The 18,775-nt window shown below is 73.5% G+C and carries 14 protein-coding genes; 12 read left to right on the forward strand and 2 right to left on the reverse strand.

What is annotated here, in order from left to right; genetic code table 11:
- The first annotated feature begins 60 nt into the window (after window positions 1-60).
- Window positions 61-612, forward strand: coding sequence for a sigma-70 family RNA polymerase sigma factor (locus QRN56_RS24300; RefSeq protein WP_285107647.1), 552 nt, complete (start codon window positions 61-63; stop codon window positions 610-612).
- Window positions 609-1,631 carry a hypothetical protein gene (locus QRN56_RS24305; protein ID WP_285107648.1) on the forward strand — a complete coding sequence of 341 codons (1,023 nt, stop codon included), beginning with the start codon at window positions 609-611 and terminating at the stop codon, window positions 1,629-1,631. The genes QRN56_RS24300 and QRN56_RS24305 overlap by 4 nt, the downstream gene beginning before the upstream one ends.
- On the opposite strand, the gene QRN56_RS24310 is transcribed toward QRN56_RS24305, so the two are convergent.
- Window positions 1,532-2,890 carry an oxygenase MpaB family protein gene (locus QRN56_RS24310; protein WP_285107650.1) on the reverse strand — a complete coding sequence of 453 codons (1,359 nt, stop codon included), beginning with the start codon at window positions 2,888-2,890 and terminating at the stop codon, window positions 1,532-1,534. The two genes, QRN56_RS24305 and QRN56_RS24310, sit on opposite strands and share 100 nt — an antisense overlap.
- 126 nt (window positions 2,891-3,016) lie before the next feature.
- Here QRN56_RS24310 and QRN56_RS24315 point away from each other — a divergent pair, with 126 nt between their 5' ends.
- The 6 genes from QRN56_RS24315 to QRN56_RS24340 all read left to right on the forward strand — a co-directional run bounded on the left by QRN56_RS24315 (window position 3,017) and on the right by QRN56_RS24340 (window position 11,941).
- Window positions 3,017-3,601 (forward strand): sigma-70 family RNA polymerase sigma factor, encoded by a 585-nt coding sequence (locus QRN56_RS24315; protein ID WP_285107652.1) that lies wholly within the window; start codon window positions 3,017-3,019, stop codon window positions 3,599-3,601.
- The gene (locus QRN56_RS24320; RefSeq protein ID WP_285107653.1) at window positions 3,598-5,283 is read left to right on the forward strand and encodes a hypothetical protein; all 1,686 of its coding nucleotides are present in this window, start codon (window positions 3,598-3,600) and stop codon (window positions 5,281-5,283) included. Before QRN56_RS24315 ends, QRN56_RS24320 begins: the two co-directional genes overlap by 4 nt.
- A 91-nt stretch (window positions 5,284-5,374) precedes the next feature.
- Complete coding sequence (locus QRN56_RS24325; RefSeq protein WP_285107654.1) at window positions 5,375-6,763, forward strand: M18 family aminopeptidase; 1,389 nt, start codon at window positions 5,375-5,377, stop codon at window positions 6,761-6,763.
- A 408-nt stretch (window positions 6,764-7,171) separates the two neighbouring features.
- Window positions 7,172-8,686 carry a helix-turn-helix domain-containing protein gene (locus QRN56_RS24330; protein WP_285107656.1) on the forward strand — a complete coding sequence of 505 codons (1,515 nt, stop codon included), beginning with the start codon at window positions 7,172-7,174 and terminating at the stop codon, window positions 8,684-8,686.
- Window positions 8,683-9,450, forward strand: coding sequence for an HAD family hydrolase (locus QRN56_RS24335; protein WP_285107657.1), 768 nt, complete (start codon window positions 8,683-8,685; stop codon window positions 9,448-9,450). Before QRN56_RS24330 ends, QRN56_RS24335 begins: the two co-directional genes overlap by 4 nt.
- Window positions 9,451-9,637: 187 nt before the next feature.
- Window positions 9,638-11,941 (forward strand): sodium-translocating pyrophosphatase, encoded by a 2,304-nt coding sequence (locus QRN56_RS24340; RefSeq protein WP_285107659.1) that lies wholly within the window; start codon window positions 9,638-9,640, stop codon window positions 11,939-11,941.
- Window positions 11,942-12,046: 105 nt separating this feature from the next.
- On the opposite strand, the gene QRN56_RS24345 is transcribed toward QRN56_RS24340, so the two are convergent.
- Window positions 12,047-12,625 carry a DinB family protein gene (locus QRN56_RS24345; protein WP_285107661.1) on the reverse strand — a complete coding sequence of 193 codons (579 nt, stop codon included), beginning with the start codon at window positions 12,623-12,625 and terminating at the stop codon, window positions 12,047-12,049.
- 115 nt (window positions 12,626-12,740) lie between these two features.
- Here QRN56_RS24345 and QRN56_RS24350 point away from each other — a divergent pair, with 115 nt between their 5' ends.
- The 4 genes from QRN56_RS24350 to QRN56_RS24365 all read left to right on the forward strand — a co-directional run bounded on the left by QRN56_RS24350 (window position 12,741) and on the right by QRN56_RS24365 (window position 18,773).
- Window positions 12,741-15,323: a M14 family zinc carboxypeptidase gene (locus QRN56_RS24350; protein WP_285107663.1), complete on the forward strand. Its 2,583-nt coding sequence runs from the start codon at window positions 12,741-12,743 to the stop codon at window positions 15,321-15,323.
- Window positions 15,324-15,508: 185 nt separating this feature from the next.
- Entirely contained in the window at window positions 15,509-17,140 is a 1,632-nt protein-coding gene (locus QRN56_RS24355; protein WP_285107665.1) for a M20/M25/M40 family metallo-hydrolase, read from the forward strand.
- Between the two features lie 67 nt (window positions 17,141-17,207).
- Window positions 17,208-17,537, forward strand: coding sequence for a CD225/dispanin family protein (locus tag QRN56_RS24360; protein WP_285107666.1), 330 nt, complete (start codon window positions 17,208-17,210; stop codon window positions 17,535-17,537).
- 78 nt (window positions 17,538-17,615) lie between these two features.
- Window positions 17,616-18,773 carry a hypothetical protein gene (locus tag QRN56_RS24365; RefSeq protein ID WP_285107668.1) on the forward strand — a complete coding sequence of 386 codons (1,158 nt, stop codon included), beginning with the start codon at window positions 17,616-17,618 and terminating at the stop codon, window positions 18,771-18,773.
- Window positions 18,774-18,775 lie beyond the last annotated feature (2 nt).

The following is an 18,775-nucleotide window of genomic DNA, read 5'->3' on the forward strand; positions in this document are numbered from 1 at the left end:
GGTGAGGGGACGAGAACGTGACAGGGCAGACGACGTGACCGGGTCAGGGCAGGCCCTGCGATGAGTGCGCGCTGGGACGATGAGCTCACGGAGCTTGTGACCCGCAGGGGCCGGGCGCTCGTGGGGTACGGGTACGCGCTGACGGGTGACGTGCGCCGCGCGGAGGACCTGGTGCAGGATGCGCTGGTGCGCGTCTTCCGGCGGTTCCGCCGCCCCGAGGCCGCGGGCACCGAGGGCTTCACGGAGTTCCCGCTGAACGACGGCGGGAGCCACGCGGGCATCGAGGCGTACGTGCGCCGGACGATGCTCAACCTCTACCTCGACGAGGCCCGGCGGTTCACGCTGTGGCGCAAGGCCCAGCCCAAGGTGGCCGTCGAGGACCGGGTGCGGGCGCCGGCGTCGGACATCACCGCCCGCGCCGACGTGACCGCCGCGCTGCGCGGCCTGAGCCCACGCCAGCGCGCCTGCGTAGTACTCCGCTTCTACGACGACCTCACCGTGCCCCAGATCGCCGCGACGCTCGGCATCGCGGAGGGCACCATCAAGAGACACCTGGCCGACGGGATCAGCGCGCTGCGCGGGGTCCTCGTGCCGGAGGGAGAGCTGCGATGAGCGGGCACGACGACCACGGCGCCGACGACCTGGGCATCGGCCGCGACGTGCTGCGGCAGACCATCGACGCGCTCGTCTCGGGCGCCACCCCCACCGACGTGCCGAGCGCGCCGGAGGAGAACCTCGGGCTGCTGCGGCGCAGGGTCCGGACCTGGCGGGTCGCCAAGGCGGGCGCGGTCGGGCTGGGCACGGCCGCCGTCGTGGGTGCGCTCGCGTTCAGCGCCGCGCAGGCCTCGACCTTCACCCGGTCCGAGCCGCTGCCCGGACGTCCCACGATCGAGGCCACCGAGACGGGTCCGGTGCCGTCGGAGATCCCGACGACCCACCTCTCGCCGAGCCCGACGGCGTCGGTGAGCCCGTCGCCGTCACCGTCGGACACCCCGGATCCGGTGCCGTCGGGCGCCGCGGCCGTCGAACCGAGCGCGGACCCGAGCGCGTCCTCGGTCGCCACGAACGAGCCGGACCCGATCACCGCGACCTACGTCGACGGCTACGTGCCGCAGGGCTGGCTCAACAGCTTCGAGATCGAGGGGCTCGACGCGCACTGCGGCATGGCCGTCGAGGACCTCCTGAGCGCACCGGACGGGGGCTTCGACCTCGAGACGACGAGCGGTCCGGGCGCACGACAGGGCGAGGACGGCTGGCGGGCGGGCACCCGGCTCACCGGTGACGCCGCCGCGCTCAGCGGCTACCTGGACCCGATGCTGGTCTGGGTGCAGGACGGCGTGGTGGTCGACCTCCCGGCCAACACCGCCTCCAACCTGAGCTACTACGCGCCCGAGGAGGGCGCTGCGGAGGGGCCGTGGGACCTGGAGGCGCTGACGGGGCCCACCAACGCGTGCGCAGGCGAGATCGAGGGTTCGGAGGACGACTTCCCGGTGGTGTACACACACCTGCGCGAAGGCGGCACGTACGACGTCTACGCCGTCATGCCGGTGTTCGGTGAGGAGGACGTCTGGCTCCCTGTCGCCGAGCCGGTGCGCGTGACGCTGGAGGACGGTTCGGGCCGGGCGCGGTAGCTCGCGAGGATGGCGGCGCTGCGCCGGCGGCCCCAGCGCTCCAGGCGCTCGGGGCCGCCGGGCAGCCGGCCGAGCACGCGGTACCGCCACGTGTTGAGCGGCAGCAGGTAGGCGTGGGCCCACGGCGGGCGCAGCGGCAGGCCGAGCTCGCGCATGCTGCGCACCCCGAGGAAGGCCGTGAGCATCGACAGCAGCCGCTCCCGCTCGAACCACGCCCGGGCGGGCTGCCACCACGCCGGCCCGCGGTAGGTCCGCTCGGCCTGCGCGGCCACCACGGCCCGGGCGAGGCGCGGCCCGGCGTCCGAGACCCCGGACTGGGCGAGCAGCACGTGGTGGTTGAGCCGGTGCCGCGCCCACTCGTCGTCGACCAGGAAGTCCGGGTGCACACCCATCAGGTGTCCCACCCACTTCCACAGGTGCATCAGCGCCCGGCTGTCCGACGGCGGGACGGGCACCCCCATCGCCCGGCAGCCCAGGATCAGCGTGCCGTCGAACAGCCCGAGCGTCGCCGCCTGGTCGGCCTGGTTGATCGGCAGGCCCCAGCGGGCCGTGTCCCAGCGGTCCGTGCCCGAACCTTCAGCGCCGGACCGGTCCGCGAACGACGCGCCGACCAGGGCGTGCATGACCCGGACGTGCAGGGTGGCGCGCCACGCCGGGGCGTAGGGCAGCAGCGCGCCGGGCTCGGACAGCCCGACCGTCCACTCCTGCGTCTCGGCGAGCCGGCGCAACGTCCCGCCGGTCAGGGCGCCGGTGGCCACGAGCAGGTCGGTCGGGCCGCCGAACCGGTAGCCGCCCACGAGCGAGAGCTGGAGCAGCACGTCGGCCGCGTTCTGCCCGAGCCGCCGCTGCACCGCGGCGCCCTGCTCGACCAGGTCCCGGTCCACCCACGGGGGCACGGCGGTGACCTCGGCGAGGAACCGTCGCAGCGCGGGCGGCCGCGGGGCGACGCCCGCGCCGTCGGGCGCCGGCGTCCCAGCCGGGCCCGCGAGCGCCGTCCGGAGCTGCGTGTGCGTGACCCGCTCCGGGTCGCCGGCGGGGAGCCGCAGGGCCGCGGCGAGCGCCGCCCCGGCGTCGTCCTCCTCGTTGAAGGCGCGGCCGATCCGGTCGAGCAGGTCCTCGTCGACGCCGCGTACCCGCCCGAGCACGCGCAGCGGGCGGCCGATCCGTGCCCCGCGCGCCTCGGCGGCGCGGAACCGGTGCGGGTACGGCGCCGAGGCGGGCTCGACGTCGTCCACAGGGTTGTCCACAGGTTCGCCCATGTCCTCATCCTGACCCGGACGGCCCCGGCGGAACAGGACCCGGCCCACAGAATGGTTCCGCACGCGTCACAACCTCCTGGCGACCTGGTTCGTCGACACGGTCAGGACGGCAGGAAGGAGCCGGTGATGGGCTGGCACGAAGACCTGGAGCTGCTCGCCACTCGACGTGGCGGAGCGCTCGTGGGGTACGCCTACACGTTGTGCGGCGACGTGCGGCAGGCCGAGGACCTGGTGCAGGAGGCACTGGTCAGGTACTGCTCCCGTCTGGTGGGACGGGGCGGGCGGCGGGGCCGCGCGACGTCGGGCATGCGTGCGGTGCCCCTGGACGGGGACGACGGCGAGGGCCGGGGCTGGGCGGTGCAGCGTCCTGAGGCGTACGTGCGCCGGATGGTGCTGAACCTGTACCTGGACGGCTGGCGGCGGACCAAGCGGTGGGCGGACATCGCCCCGCGCGTCGCCGTGGACGACGTCCCGTTCCCCGACTCCGGGATCACGGCGCGGGCGGACGTCGTGCAGGCGCTGGCCCGGCTCGCGCCCCGGCAGCGCGCGGCCGTGGTGCTGCGCTACTTCGAGGACATGACGATCGCGCAGGTCGCGGACTCGATGGGCACGGTGCCGGGCACGGTCAAGCGCTACCTGCACGACGCCCTGCGCACGCTGCGCGACGTGCTCGAACCAGTGGACGCGACGACGGAAGGAAGCAAGCGATGAACCGGCACGACGACGCCAGGGACCAGGACCACGGCTGGGTGGACCCCGTGGGGACGGGCATGCTGGCGCAGACCCTCGGCGCGATGGCGGACGGCGTGGACCCGGCGTCGCCCAGCGGTCCCGCGGCGGCGATACCGGCCATGAGCAAGCGGGTGCGCCTGCGTCGAGGCGCGAAGCTGGGCGGGCTGGGTGGGGGAGCGCTGGCGGTGGCGGCCGTGGTGGCGCTGGGCGCGACGCAGCTCGCGCCGCCGGACGACGCCGAGGTGCTGCCGGGATCCCCCACGTCCGCGCCGGCGTTCCAGGTCCGGGAGGGTTACCAGCCGCCGTGGCTGGACTGGAGCGACCTGACGTGCGGCATGCCGGTGGCGGACCTGGAGTCCACGGCCAAGGGCTGGTCGGTGGCGCCGGCCGGTGACATCTACTCCCGGACGGCAGTCCTGGGCGACGTCGATCCCGTGCGGACCTGGGGCATGGCGGTCACGCTCCGGGAGGGTCAGGGCACGCTCGACACCCCGCCCGTCCTGGTCTGGAGCAGGGACGGCGTGGTCCTGGACCTGGGGCCGGACCTCGTCGAGGGACTGGACGAGCTGCCGCGACCGCTGCTCGGCGTGAGCGAGGACGACGTCGCCGCCGCGGGTAACTCGATGACCACGTGCATGGGCACGGCGACCGGCGGCGACCCGCAGCACGGGACGCCGCTGCCGGAGGGAGACTACGAGGTGCGCGCCGTGGCCTTCCCGCGGGTCGACGGACAGCTGGCCACGGTGGTGAGCGACGCGGTGCCGGTGCACCTGGACGCCGACGGCGCGCACGGCACGGGCGAGCCCCGGACCGCCGAGCCCGCAGTCGAGTTCCCCGGGCCTGTGGAGGGTCAGGTCTCGGGGTTCGTGCTGGACCGCACCACGGGCCGAGGCACCGCGGAGATGAGCCTGTGGGACTTCTCGTCGGACACCCCTATGCGCGTCATCGGGCAGTGCGTGGGCGGTGACCCGGAGGCGGTGCTCCCGATCGAGCTCGTGCAGCCCCTGACCGGTGAGATGGTCGCGGCCGCCCAGATCTCCTGCGACGGCGACGAGGCGGGGTCGGCGGTCGGGGTGCTGCCCAGCGGCACCACGGAGGTCGTCGAGATCCGGCTGCCGAGCGTGCCCGACGACGTCGCCCGGGCCTGGGTCTCCCTCGAACCGGAGACCCCTGTCGGAGGGGACACCGGGCCCGAGTGCTCGGCGACCGGCTTCGAACCGGACTACGCGCCCGGGTTCGAGCTGACCCAGAACACCTGGGCAACCGGCGGGAACATCCTGGTCCTGGCGCAGGCATGCAACTCCGAGGCGCTGGTCGAGCTGGCCAAGCAGCACGGGGTCGAGCTGATGTCCGGCACCGAGACCCCGGAGCAGGTCTTCGCGCTGCCCGAGTCCGACCCTGGCCGCTATCGCGAGCTCGCCGCCCTGGTGAGCGAGACCACCCCCGTGATCCCCGACGGGGATTCTCCGGACGCGGTGGTCGTGTGGCCACGAGTCGTCGCCGAGGAGTTCCACGACTCGAACGAGGCATGGGCCGAGCTGGTGACCGCAGGCGTGCTGACGGCGGCGGAGGCCGAGTCCCAACGGCCGGACGGGTACCAGGGTCCGCGGGTCGGTATCACCATGGACGGCGACTGGCTGTACTACACCACCGGCGAGTAACCGCTCGACGTGTCGGACGCTCAGTCACCCACGTGACCTGAGCGTCCGACACGTGGGCCGGGGGACCGGCACGGGCGGAGATAATGGCCGGATGACGGACCAGACCCTCACCCCCGCCCAGTCCGCAGCCGCCCGGCCCGCAGTCCCGACCGCCCCGGTCCAGCCCGCGACCGTCCCGGAGGAGGCCCGCGCCCACGCGGCCGACCTGGGCGAGTTCATCGCGGCGTCGCCGTCGTCCTACCACGCGGCGGCCGAGGTGGCCCGGCGCGCGCAGGCGGCGGGCTTCACCCGCCTCGCCGAGGACGCCGCCTGGGACGTCACCCGGGGCGGGCGCTACGTGGTGGTCCGCGACGGCTCGGTCATCGCCTTCACCGTGCCCGGCGCCGCCGGCCCCACCACGCCGTTCACCATCGTGGGCGCCCACACCGACTCCACGGGCTTCAAGCTCAAGCCCAAGCCGACCACGCGCGGCGCCGGCGGCTGGTGGCAGGTGGGGGTCGAGGTGTACGGCGGCCCGCTGCTCAACTCCTGGCTCGACCGCGAGCTGGAGCTGGCCGGGCGGATCGTCACGCACGACGGCACCGAGCACCTGGTGCGCACCGGCCCGATGCTGCGCATCCCGCAGCTCGCGATCCACCTGGACCGGGGCGTCAACGACAACGGGCTCGCCCTCGACAAGCAGCGCCACACCCAGCCCGTCTGGGGCCTCGGCGACGCGCAGAGCGCGGACGTCCTGGCGGCGCTCGCGGCGGACGCCGGCGTCGACCCCGCGGACATCGGCGGCTACGACGTGGTGCTGGCGGAGACGCAGCCGGCCCGGGCCTTCGGCGCGGGGCAGGTCCTGTTCGCGTCCGCGCGGCTCGACAACCTGCTCTCCACGCACGCGGGGCTGACGGCGCTGCTCGGCCGGGCGGCGGCCGCCTCCGACGGCGCCGGCGGCGAGGGCGCCACGAGCGTCGAGATGTTCGCGGCCTTCGACCACGAGGAGATCGGCAGCGCCTCCCGCTCCGGCGCGGCGGGCCCGTTCCTGGAGGAGGTGCTGGTCCGCGTCTCCACGGCCCTGGGCGCCACGCCGGAGGAGCGCTCCCGCGCGTTCGCGGCGTCGCTGCACGTGTCGTCCGACGTGGGGCACGCGGTGCACCCGAACTACCCCGAGCGGCACGACCCGGCCAACCACCCTGTCGCCGGGGGCGGGCCGATCCTCAAGATCAACGCGAACCAGCGCTACGCCACGGACGCGCACGGCGCGGCAGCGTGGAACGCCGCGTGCCGGGACGCGGGGGTGCCCACCCAGGAGTTCGTCTCCAGCAACGTGGTGCCGTGCGGGTCGACGATCGGACCCATCTCGGCGACCCGGCTGGGCATTCGCACTGTGGATGTCGGAGTGCCAATTTTGTCGATGCACTCGGCCCGTGAGCTCACCGCGGTGGTCGATCCGTGGTACCTCTCGCGCGCGATGAGGGCCGTCCTCGGGGGGTGAAAAGTCGAATCGTCCCGGAACGGGGCGAGAAGGACGGTTGATCGGGGCGACCTGCGCTTTTGCATGTTTCCGTTGGTTCTGTCCGGGTATACATTTGGCGCAATGCGGACAGGACTTGGACGTTTGTCCAAGAAAGAACCGGCCTGACCTGCGAAAACGTCCAGTCCTCGCACTTCATCGGTTTGGAAGAAAATACCTAGTACCGTCCAGATGCATGGACCTCGTGGGGGTGATACCACTGTGGTCATCCAGAGCCGTGAACTCGGCAAAAGAGAAATGCCGGACCATCAGGAGCCCCCTGTGCCTCGTGCAACCGTACGCACCTGCGCCCGATGCGGCTGTGTCCTCAGCCGCTACAACTCCGAAGCCCGTTGTGCCGCGTGCCGGCGCACCGAGTCAGTCCCCGTGGTGTCGCTGCCCAGCGTGCCGTCCCGGGTCTGGCAGGACGAAGCAGTCCGTTCGGCGCTCGCCGACTGGGACTTCGGTCAGGTCAGCCGCATGGTGCGGCAGCTCGTCCCGCTGCGGCAGGAGGACGTGGCAGCCCTGACCGGGCTGAGCCAGTCCTACCTGTCGATGCTGGAGTGCGGTGACCGCCGCCTGACCGACGTCTCGCGCGTCGTCCAGTTCCTCACGGGACTGGGCACGCCGCCGGACCTGGTGCGGCTCCCGCTCCCGGGGATCAGCCCGCTGCCCGACGCCGCCGAGCCCGCACGGGCGACGACGTCCGGCCAGGTCAGCAGCGCCCCGGTGGTCGTGACCCCCACGGCGCCGGACCCCGCGCTGCCGTGGACGGCCGACCGCATGCTCACCGCGCTCCGCCTGGCGCACGTCGCCGACAGCACGGCGGACTGGCTGCCCTCGGACGCGAACGGCCCCGTGTCGGCGAACGCGATGAGCGACGCGGCCGGCACTGACACACCGCGGCCGGCATCGGGCATCGCGCTGAACTCGATGATCCAGCGCTGGGACGCCGAGCAGGCCGAGCCGCTGCGCCGGGCCACGGTCGGCACCCGGGTGTCGCTGGAGCTCTGCGGGCACCTGCAGGGCACGCTCGACGAGCTGCGGGTCATGGACAAGGGCTCGGGCAGCGGCGCAGTCGCCGACCTCGCCCGCGCCCACCTCGCCCTCGTCGTCCGGATCCTGGAGCGCAGCACGTACGACGAGGTCACGGGCCGGCTGCTCGCCGCCGTCGCCGCGGACACCGCCACGCAGGCGGGCTGGTTCGCGTTCGACGCCGGGCGCACGGACTCGGCACGCGCCTACATGCTCGCCGGCCTGCGGGCCGCGCACGCGGCCGCCGACGACCGGCTCGGCGCGGGCGCACTGTCCTACCTCGCGATCCACGGCTACTCGAGCGGCGACCCGCGGGACGCGGTGCGTGCGGCCGAGGCCGGCCGGCGTCGGATCGCCCGCCTGGACGCGCCGCACCTCTCCGCGACCCTCCTGACCCGGCAGGCCCGCGGGCACGCGGCCGCGGGCGAGGGCGAGGCCGCACGCCGGGCCCTCGGCGAGGCCTCCGAGCTGTGCGCCCGGGGCCGCGGCGAGGACGACCCGCACTGGCTGTACTGGATGAACGAGGGCGAGATCCACGGGCAGGCCGGATCGGCCCACCTGGCGCTCGGCAACACGGCACGCGCCGTGGAGAGCTTCGGGCACGCGATCCGGGCCGAGCGGGCGGGCGAGCGCCGCACGCACGGTCTGTTCCTCAGCCGGGCGGCCCAGGCGCACGCCCGGGCCGGCGACCTCGACGCGGCCTGCGCCACGGGCGAGGAGGCGGTGAGCATCGCGGAGACCGTGCAGTCGGCGCGGCTGCGGGAGCACCTGCGGGACCTGTCCGCCGACCTGCGGCGCGGCGGTTCCACGAGGCGCTCCGGCATGGGGGCGCGGGTGCTGACCGAGCGGATCGCGGCACTGGCGTCGTGACCGCCGCGCCCACCTCCGGTGGCGACGTCCGGACCGGCGATGCCAGGGCCCTGGTGCTCTGGGACATCGATCGGACCCTCGTCTACGTCGGGGAGGTGGACCGGACGGCATACCGGGAGGCGTTCGCCGAGGTCGTGGGACGACCCGCCGAACGCCTCCCGGCCAAAGGCACCGGCGTGACGATGCCGCTGGCCATCCGTGGCCTGCTGGCGGACAACGGGGTGCCCGAGCGCGAGGCCGAGCGCCTGCTGCCGCGCATGCTCGCGGCGGTCCCGGTGCGCTTCGCGGCCCACACCGACGACGTGCGCCGCCTCGGGACCGTGCTGCCCGGGGCGATGGGTGCCCTCAAGGCGGTAGCGGCCGAGCCCGACCTGGTGGCCACGGTCCTGACGGGCAACCTCGAGGAGAACGCCCGGATCAAGCTCGGCGTCTTCGGCATGGACCAGTACCTCGACACCGCGGTGGGCGGCTACTCGTCCGACGACGCGCACCGCCCGGCGCTCGTCGCGGTCGCCCAGCGGCGCGCCGGCGACCGGTACGAGAGCACGTTCCACAAGGGCAACACCGTGATCGTCGGGGACTCCCTCGAGGACGTGCGCACCGGGCTCGAGGGCGGCGCGTCCGTCGTGGCCGTGGCCTCGGGCACGACGCCGGCGGACCGGCTCGCCGAGGCGGGGGCCGACGTGGTGCTCCCCGACCTGACCGACCCGGGCCGGCTGATCCAGCAGATCCGCGTGCTCACCGACACCGCGGGACCCGTGTAGGGGCAGTCCGATCCAGGTGCGGCGACCTTGATGTTCCGACATAGTGACTGTCGTCACATGTGGGTAGACTCTGGTCTCTTCCCGCCATCGACGTTGCTGGTGGGTCGCATCGGCCTTGCACGGGTCAAGCCCGTGCCGGGCATTTCATATCTGGGGGAACAGCCCCGGAGCTCGTCGAGGAGGACGGATGCTCGAAGACGGCATTGTTTTCGGCGCAGGGAGCTACACCACGGTGGCGGTGATCGCCGTCATCGCGGTCGCTGCCCTCGGGTGCGCCTTCGTGCTGCGCCGCCAGGTGCTCGCCGCGCCTGATGGAACCGCCAAGATGCAGGACATCGGCCAGGCCGTGCAGGAGGGCGCCTCCGCTTATCTCAAGCGGCAGTTCCGCACCCTCGTGCTGTTCGCCGCGGTGGTGTTCGCTCTGCTCTTCCTGCTGCCGGGCGACGGCGGCGTGCGGGTCGGACGCTCGATCGCCTTCCTGTTCGGCGCCGGGTTCTCCGCCGCGATCGGCTACCTGGGCATGTGGCTCGCGGTCCGGGCGAACGTCCGCGTCGCGTCGGCCGCGACCCGCCCGGGCGGCCGGGCCGAGGGCGCCCGCATCGCCTTCCGTACCGGCGGCGTGGTCGGCATGTCCGTGGTGGGCCTGGGCCTGCTCGGCGCCGCGCTCGTCGTGCTCGTGTACGACGTCGACGCGCCCGCCGTGCTGGAGGGCTTCGGCTTCGGCGCCGCGCTGCTCGCCATGTTCATGCGCGTGGGCGGCGGCATCTTCACCAAGGCGGCCGACGTCGGCGCCGACCTGGTCGGCAAGGTCGAGCAGGGCATCCCCGAGGACGACCCCCGCAACGCGGCCACCATCGCGGACAACGTGGGCGACAACGTCGGTGACTGTGCCGGCATGGCGGCCGACCTCTTCGAGTCCTACGCCGTGACCCTCGTTGCCGCCCTGATCCTGGGCAAGGCCGCCATGGGCGAGCAGGGGCTCGTGTTCCCGCTGATCGTCACCGCGATCGGCGCGTTCGTCGCGCTGCTGGGCGTCTTCATCACCCGGGTGCGCGGGTCCGAGAGCGGGCTCACTGCGATCAACCGCGGCTTCTACATCTCGGCCGTCGTCGGGGCCGTGCTGGCCGGGATCGCGGCCTTCGTCTACCTGCCGTCCTCGTTCGACCAGATGACCGGCACCGCGGACCTCTCCGGCGTGACCGCCGACCCGCGGGTCGTGTCCGCCCTCGCCGTGCTCGTCGGCGTGGTGCTCGCGGGCGTCATCCTCTGGGTCACGGGCTACTTCACGGGCACCGACAAGAAGCCGACGCTGCACGTGGCCGAGACGTCGCGGACCGGCGCCGCCACCGTCGTGCTCTCCGGCATCGGCGTGGGCTTCGAGTCCGCCGTCTACACCGCAGGCATCATCGCCGCCGCGATCTGCGGCGTGTTCCTGCTCGCCGGCGGCTCCGTCCCGCTCGCCCTGTTCCTCGTGGCCCTCGCGGGCTGCGGCCTGCTCACCACGGTCGGCGTCATCGTCGCGATGGACACCTTCGGCCCGGTCAGCGACAACGCGCAGGGCATCGCCGAGATGTCCGGCGACGTGGACGAGGAGGGCGCGCAGATCCTCACCGACCTCGACGCCGTGGGCAACACCACCAAGGCCATCACCAAGGGCATCGCGATCGCCACGGCAGTGCTTGCCGCCACGGCGCTCTTCGGCTCGTACGCCGACGCCGTGTCGCACGCGCTCGCCCAGGTCGGGAACGTCGGCTCGGGCCTCGTGACCTCGATGCTCAGCTACGAGATCATCTCGCCCGTCACCCTCGTGGGCGTGATCCTCGGCGGGGCCACGGTGTTCCTGTTCTCCGGGCTCGCGATCGACGCCGTCACCCGCGCCGCGGGCGCCATCGTGTTCGAGGTGCGCCGCCAGTTCCGCGAGCACCCGGGCATCATGACGTTCGACGAGCGTCCCGAGTACGGCAAGGTCGTGGACATCTGCACCCGGGACTCGCTGCGCGAGCTCGTCACCCCGGGCCTGCTGGCTGCGTTCGCGCCCATCGCGGTGGGCTTCGGGCTCGGCGTCGGGCCGCTGGCCGGGTTCCTGGCCGGTGCGATCGGCTCCGGCGTCCTCATGGCCATCTTCCTGGCCAACTCGGGCGGAGCCTGGGACAACGCGAAGAAGATCGTCGAGGACGGCAAGTACGGCGGCAAGGGGTCCGAGGCGCACGCGGCCACCGTCATCGGTGACACCGTGGGCGACCCGTTCAAGGACACCGCCGGCCCGGCCATCAACCCGCTGATCAAGGTGATGAACCTGGTCGCTCTGCTCATCGCCCCGGCGGTGGTGGCGATCAGCGTCCCGGACGACGCCAACCATGCGCTCCGCATCGGCATCGCGCTGGTGGCGGCGGCGGTGGCGTTCGGCGCCGTGATCTGGTCCCGCGTGCGGGCGTCCCGCGTCGACGCGGCCCAGCAGGCGGAGCAGGACCGGGCGGCCGCCGCGGTCTGACGCCGAGGCAGCACAGCGAGGTAGCACCGCAGCGAGGTGGAACCCTGGCGAGACTGCCAGGGTTCCACCTCGCTGCGGTTCTGCCTCGGCAGGGCTCGGACGGGCCTACTGGCCCACGCGGCCGTCCACGCACTCGCGGAGCAGGTCGGCGTGGCCCACGTGCCGGGCGTACTCCTCGATCATGTGCACCAGCACGTCCCGGATCGGGATCTGCTCGCCGTGGTGCGCGACGGTCTCGCCCAACCCGTCCTCGGACAGGGTCTCCATCCAGGCGTCGGCGTCCCGGACCTCGCGCCGCCAGCTCTCCCACGCGTCCTCGACGACGGCGGGGTCGGCCACGGAGCCGTCGAAGTCCGCGTCGGGGTTCTCCGGCGACTTGCCGAACAGCTTGGGCAGGTCCGGCTGCGCCCGCAGCACCCGCTGGAACCAGGTCTGCTCCACGTGCGCCAGGTGCCGCACCAGCCCCAGCAGCGACATGGTCGACGGCGGCACCGACCGGCGGGCGAGCTGCTCGGCGTCGAGCCCGTCGCACTTCATCTCCAGCGTGATCCGGTAGTGCTTGAGGTAGTTCCAGAGGGTCTCCTTCTCGCCGACCGGGTTGGCCAGCGCCTCGCGCGGGTCGTCGTCGGGGTCCGCCCACATGTCGGGGTAGACGGTCGCCGAGGTCCATCGCTCTGTCGTCATGGAACCAGTGCACCCTCCGGTCGCGGGACGGTCAACGAGATACCCGGCCAGGGTTCGCTCCCACTTCGCCCGCGTCATGGTCCAGACTGGGCCGGGTTGTCGCTGGGAGGCACCGTTGCTCGTTCGTACTCGCCTGCTCGCCGCGCTGACCGGCGCGACGCTCGCCGTCGGCGCCCTCGGCGCGCCCGCCGTGGCACGGACCGGCCCGGCGGACGGCCCCACGGACCCCGGCGCCTTTGTCGCCTCCTACGTACCGCCCGAGCCGGTGCCGAGCCCCCGGGCCGGGCTGCGCCTGCCGACGTCGTACCCGTACCAGCCTGACCTGCGGGTCTACCCGGCGAACGCGCGTGACGCCACGGAGCGCAACGGCACGGTCAGCCACGCGGACCTGGCCCCGCGCCTGACGAGGCTGATGGACCGGAGCGACCGGGTCTCGACGCAGGTGGTGGGGCAGTCGACCGAGGGCCGCGACCTCTACCTGGTCACCGTGACGGCGCCGGAGCGGCGGTCGGAGACCGCGCGGCAGGCCGCCTGGCGCACGGAGATCCGGGAGCGGCCGGACCGCGCCGCGCGCGACACCGCCCTGCGCGCGGGCTACAAGACCCCGATCTGGATGAGCGCGAACATCCACGGCGACGAGTGGGAGGGCACGGACGCCGCGCTGCGCGTCATCGAGCGACTGGCGACGGCGGACGACCGCGCGACGCGGGAGACCCTGGCGCACCACCGGCTCGTGTTCAGCCTGACGCTCAACCCGGACGGGCGCACCCACGCGACCCGCGAGACGTCCCTGGGCCTGGACGCGAACCGCGACATGATCACGCTCGCCACCCCGGAGGCACGCTCGTACGCCCGCACCGTGCAGGCGGTGCAGCCGCTCTTCGCGGCGGACTTCCACGGCTACACCGACGTGCTCCAGGTCGAGCCGGCAGGCCCGCCGCACGGCGCGAGCTACGAGTACGACCTGCTCGTGCCGCACGCCTACGCGATCGCGCGCCAGGTGGAGGACGACGTCGTCGCGGCCGACATCGACGGCAACACCTCCTACGACCCCGGCACGGGCGACGCGGTCGAGGAGGACACGGGGTTCGTCAAGATCCCGTACCGGGACACGCCGTCGGGCTGGGACGACTACCCGCCGGTCTTCACCGCGCAGTACGCGTCGCTGCAGGGCGCGGTGACCAGCACGGTCGAGCTGCCGCTGGGCCGCACGGGCCCCACCACGACGCGGGCCGACTCGGCGGTGGACACCGAGGTAGCCGTCACGACGATGACGTCGATGATCGACTACGTCCGGACCCACTCGGACGCCATGCTCGCGAACCAGGTCGAGATGTTCCGCCGCGGGGTGGCGGGTGCGCCGAAGGTCGCGCTGACCACCCGGAACATCGCCGGTGTACCCGGCCCGGACGAGTGGAAGCGGCTCTGGGACCGGGCGGACGACCAGGAGACGGTGCGCCTGCCGCGCGCGTACGTGATCCCGGTGGGCCCTGGCCAGCGGTCGGCGAGCGACGCCGAGGACCTCGTGGACACGCTGCTGTTCCACGGCATCGAGGTGGGGCGGCTGGCCGCCCCCGCGCACCTCCCGGGCACGGGCACCACCTATCCCGCCGGCTCGTACGTGGTGGACCTGCACCAGCCGCTGCGCGGCCTGGCGAGCTCGCTGCTCGGCCCGGGCTCGGACATCTCCGCCACGGTGCCCGCCATGTACGACATCTCGGCGTGGTCGCTGGCGGCCCTCTGGGGCGCGACGGTGGACCGGGTGGGCGCGACCACCGACGGCCCGGTGGGGCGGACCGTTCCCGTCCTCGCGGGGCGCGGGCGCGGCAGCGTCCCGGACGGGCAGCCCTACGTCGGCTTCGACCTGGCCGGCGTAACGGACCAGCGGGCCCTGAACGACCTGCTGGACCAGGGCGTCGCGGTGCGGCTCACGGCGGACGGGCGCGCCGTCGTCGGGCCGCGCGGGCACGGGGCGGCCCATCACGTGGCCGACCGGTACGGCATCGACTTCGCGGCGGCGTCGCGCGCCGCCTGGGCGGCCGGGGAACCGGCCGAGGACCTGACGGTCGCGTACGTGGGCGACCAGGACGACCGGCTGTCGCTCCTGGCGCTCGGGTTCGACGACCTGGTCGCGGTCTCGGCGCGAGGGATCGGCACGAGCGCGGCGGCGGGCCGCCCGACCGGCCTCGAGGGCGCCGACGTCCTGTGGGTGGGCTCATCCTTGGACCTGCCCACGGGCTCGGCCGGCCACGCGTACGTCCGGTCCTGGTTGCGCGACGGCGGCGCGATCGTCGGGCGCGGGGCCGGCGCGTTCGCGGCCGCGGAGTCGTACGGGCTGGTCAGCGGCACCGCGGTGACGGGCGACGCGGACGGCAACGGCATCATCGAGACCGACGCCGCTGGTGACGTGCTGGACGACCACCCGCAGGAGCAGGGGTTCGTCTACCCGGCCGTGTGGTTCACGGACCTCGGTCCCGGCACGACGGCGGAGCTGACCTACGGCAGCTTTCTCGCCGGCCACTGGACGTCCTCGGAGGACGGCGACGGGCCGGAGGCGGCCGATGGGCAGATTGCTGCCGTATCCGGCAAAATAGGACACGCGCGGGCGTTCGTGTTCGGCACCTCGGTCTTCTTCCGCACCCATCCCCGGGGCGGCCTGAGCCAGGCGGGGACGGCGATCCACTGGGCCGCGTCGTGACCACCGCGGACGTCTGATCCGTGCGGTCCGCGGCGCGTCCGGGATCACCAGGGGTATGTGGAAAACCGGGTGCTGCCGCTATCGTCTGCCGTGTTGTGCTCCCGAACGCCCCGTGGTCCGCGGGCGTGGACGGGAGCCCCGACGCAGGGGGCCCCGACGTGGGACCCGGAGCAGGAGAAGGTCCCGTGAGTGCCGACATCGACCCGACCGAGGCCATTCCTCAGGTCACGGCCGAACTGATCGCGAAGGCGGCAGCCCGGCAGGCCCCGCCGCCCGAGCGCGAGGCGACGAGCGCCCCGGCGGGCACGGTGCGCACCGCGCCGGAACGCAGCGCTGCCAGGAAGGCGCCGGACGCCAGGCAGGAGCAGCCGGTCACCGAGCAGCCCGCCGCGCCGGACGCCGTCCTGTCCAAGCGCCCGGGTTCGCCGTTCGTCCCGTCGGAGCCGTACGGCGACCGGCACACGTCGGCCGGCCACATCGCCGCGGGGCACCTGTCGTCGCTCGTGCAGATCCCCACCGTCTCGGTGTGGGACCCGCAGTACCTGGACCACGAGTCGTTCGCGCGGCACCGGGCCGCGCTGGCCACGTTCTACCCCCGCGTGCACGCCCTGCAGAGCGAGCCGGCGGGCGACCACGGCCTGCTCTACCGCTGGCCCGGCAAGGGCCGGCAGGACGTGCTGCACCCCTACCCGGTGGTGCTCATGGCGCATCAGGACGTGGCGCCGGTCCGGGCCGTCGACTGGTCCGGGAACCCGTTCTCGGGCGAGATCCGCGACGGCGTGGTGCACGGCCGCGGCACGCTCGACGACAAGGGCGGGCTGGTCGCGGTGCTCGACGCCGTCGAGACGCTGCTCACCGAGGGCTTCGTGCCCGAGCGCGACATCTGGCTGTTCTTCGGCGCGGACGAGGAGACGGTCGGCGAGTCCGCCCAGATCGCCGTCCGCCGCCTGTACGAGCTCGGCGTGCGGCCGTGGCTCGTGATCGACGAGGGCGGGTCCGTCGCGACCGACGTGCTGCCCGGCGTCGACCGGCAGACGGCCCTGGTGGGCGTCGCGGAGAAGGGCCTGGTCGGGATCAACCTCTACACCACCGACGTCGGCGGCCACGCGGCCACGCCCGGGCGGTGGACCGCGACCACGCGGCTCGCCCGTGCCGTGACGCGCGTGGGCCGGCACCGGTTCGCGGCGCGGGTCGACGCGCCGACCGTGGAGATGCTGGGCAAGGTGGCCCCGGGTGCCACCGGTCTCAAGGGCGCCACGCTCCGGCTCGCGGCCAGGACCGCGGCCGGGCCGCTGCGTAAGCTGGCCGCCTGGGTGCTGGCCGGAGGCGGCCCCGAGGCCGTCGCGACGGTCCGCACCACGGTGGCGGTCACCGAGCTCGAGGGCAGCCCCGGCGCGAGCACCGCCGCCACGACGGCCCGGGCCCGCCTCGACGTCCGGGTGGCGCTCGGCGACACCGTGGACCGGACGGTCGCGCGGCTGCGCCGTGTCATCCGGGACAAGCGGGTCGAGATCGAGGTCGTGGAGAGCAGCGAGCCCAGCGAGGTCTCGCCCACCGACAGCCAGCAGTTCGCGCTCCTGAGCGAGTCGATCGGGGCCGCGTACCCGGACGCCGTCGTGGCGCCCTACGTGACGGTCGCCGCCACCGACGCGCGCCGGTTCACGCCGATCAGCGACCACGTCTTCCGGTTCAGCCCGTTCGTCATGACGCGTGAGCAGCGGCAGTCGACGCACGGCACCGGGGAGCACCTGACGGTTGATTCCCTGAGCCGCGGAGTGCATTTCTATCGTGAGGTGCTGCGCAAGATCCCGGCCTGACCTGGGCATTCAACAAATCACCGAAATTGGACTAAGTTCTCCCTCTACATCGGCGAGGGAGACTTTCATGAGCAGCTCCGCAGCACCGTCCGGCACGCCCGGCGGGTCGCGTTCGCCCGTGAACGTCAACGTCCACACGTACCCCGCGCAGCTGCAGTACCCGCCGCGGTCGTACCTCGTGTTCAGCATTCTGATGACCATCTGCGTCTGGCCCACGGGAATCGTGGCGCTCGTGAATGCGTCGCGCGTGAACGCGCACTGGAAGACGGGTGAGCACGACAAGGCGCGCAAGGCGTCCCGCCGGGCGCGCAACTGGGGTCTGTGGTCGCTCGCCATCTGGGTGGTCATGCTGGTCGTGGTCGTGTTCTGGTCGAGCATCGCCTACCTGAACGGGTAGCACTTCACCCACAGTTCGTCAGCTATCACACGATTGCCCCTCCTGTCCTCCCGGGTTCTGCGGGTAAAGTGCGCGGCTATGAGTGCGACACGGCGCAAGGGCTCGCGGGGCGGTCGTGCTGCTTCCCGCGCCGGTGGTCCCCCCGCGAGCAACGCCCTCACCTGGGCGGAGAGCCTCGCGGCGGGTGAGGCCGCCCCCGGTGCCAGCGCCCTCGAGTGGGCCGAGGGGCTCGCGCAGAACGACACCGCCACGCCCAGCCCGTGGGGCAGCGCGGGTGCGTCCGCCGCCCCCGCCGACCCCGCACCGGCCGAGGAGAGCGGCACCGGATCCCCGTGGGGCCCGGTACCGGCACCCGTCGTCGTCGACGGCGAGGACGCCGCCCCCGGCGAGCCCGAGGGCGACGCGAACCCGTGGGGCTCCGTGGCGGCGGCGGAACCCGCCGCGGCCCGGGGCCGGAGCAAGAACGCCGGCGGCAAGAGCGGCAAGGCCGGCAAGTCCCGCTCCAAGGGCAAGGGCGCCAAGTCGGGTGCCAAGGGCGCGCCGAAGGACGACACCGCCCCCACCCCCGCGGGGGGCTTCCCGCTGAACGTGGGCCCTGCGGCCGACGAGGCCCCGGAGGAGGCGCTGCCGGAGGACGACGTCCCGGCCGCGCCGAGCACGCCCCCGTCCCGCGGTCAGGGCTCCACGAAGGCCGGGAAGGGCCCCCGGGGCCGCATCCCCACCCCCAGCACGGCGCAGCAGCGCAAGATCAAGCGGACCCTGCGCCGCGGCCTGCCTCCGTTCCTCGACCGGCCGATGGTGCTGGTGCTGGCCGGCGTCATCGCCGCGGTGCTGGGCCTCGGCACGGGCTGGGGCATGGACAACCTCCCCTCGTCGGGCGGCGCGATGTCGTCGGCGGACGCCGCGTCGTGCGCGCAGACGCAGATGGCGTGGACGCAGGCCGCCAACGCGCAGTCGGCGATGGTCGAGGACCAGCCCGAGACGCTGCGCAAGGGCTTCATCAACGCGCGCAACGCGCTGGACGGCGTGACGCCGCCGGAGGCGATCTCCGCGGACTGGGCGGTGGCGTTCACCTACTACTCGACCGTGGCGAACAACATCGAGAAGGTGAAGGCCAACGACGGCCCCGCCGTGCTCTCGGCGGTCGGCGGCGCGCAGGAGGAGCTCGACACCGAGGCGATGATCGAGGCGACCAAGGCCATCGGGCTCTACGTCAACTCGAACTGCCGGCAGTAGCC

Source organism: Promicromonospora sp. MEB111 (assembly GCF_030209445.1).
Classification (GTDB): domain Bacteria; phylum Actinomycetota; class Actinomycetes; order Actinomycetales; family Cellulomonadaceae; genus Promicromonospora.

Bases quoted from the DNA above. Each gene is read 5' to 3' on its own strand.
- QRN56_RS24365 (WP_285107668.1), top strand. From the start codon at position 17,616: ATGAGTGCGACACGGCGCAAGGGCTCGCGGGGCGGTCGTGCTGCTTCC.
- QRN56_RS24310 (WP_285107650.1), bottom strand. From the start codon at position 2,890: ATGGGCGAACCTGTGGACAACCCTGTGGACGACGTCGAGCCCGCCTCG.
- QRN56_RS24305 (WP_285107648.1), top strand. From the start codon at position 609: ATGAGCGGGCACGACGACCACGGCGCCGACGACCTGGGCATCGGCCGC.
- QRN56_RS24300 (WP_285107647.1), top strand. From the start codon at position 61: ATGAGTGCGCGCTGGGACGATGAGCTCACGGAGCTTGTGACCCGCAGG.
- QRN56_RS24360 (WP_285107666.1), top strand. From the start codon at position 17,208: ATGAGCAGCTCCGCAGCACCGTCCGGCACGCCCGGCGGGTCGCGTTCG.
- QRN56_RS24315 (WP_285107652.1), top strand. From the start codon at position 3,017: ATGGGCTGGCACGAAGACCTGGAGCTGCTCGCCACTCGACGTGGCGGA.
- QRN56_RS24345 (WP_285107661.1), bottom strand. From the start codon at position 12,625: ATGACGACAGAGCGATGGACCTCGGCGACCGTCTACCCCGACATGTGG.
- QRN56_RS24340 (WP_285107659.1), top strand. From the start codon at position 9,638: ATGCTCGAAGACGGCATTGTTTTCGGCGCAGGGAGCTACACCACGGTG.
- QRN56_RS24320 (WP_285107653.1), top strand. From the start codon at position 3,598: ATGAACCGGCACGACGACGCCAGGGACCAGGACCACGGCTGGGTGGAC.
- QRN56_RS24325 (WP_285107654.1), top strand. From the start codon at position 5,375: ATGACGGACCAGACCCTCACCCCCGCCCAGTCCGCAGCCGCCCGGCCC.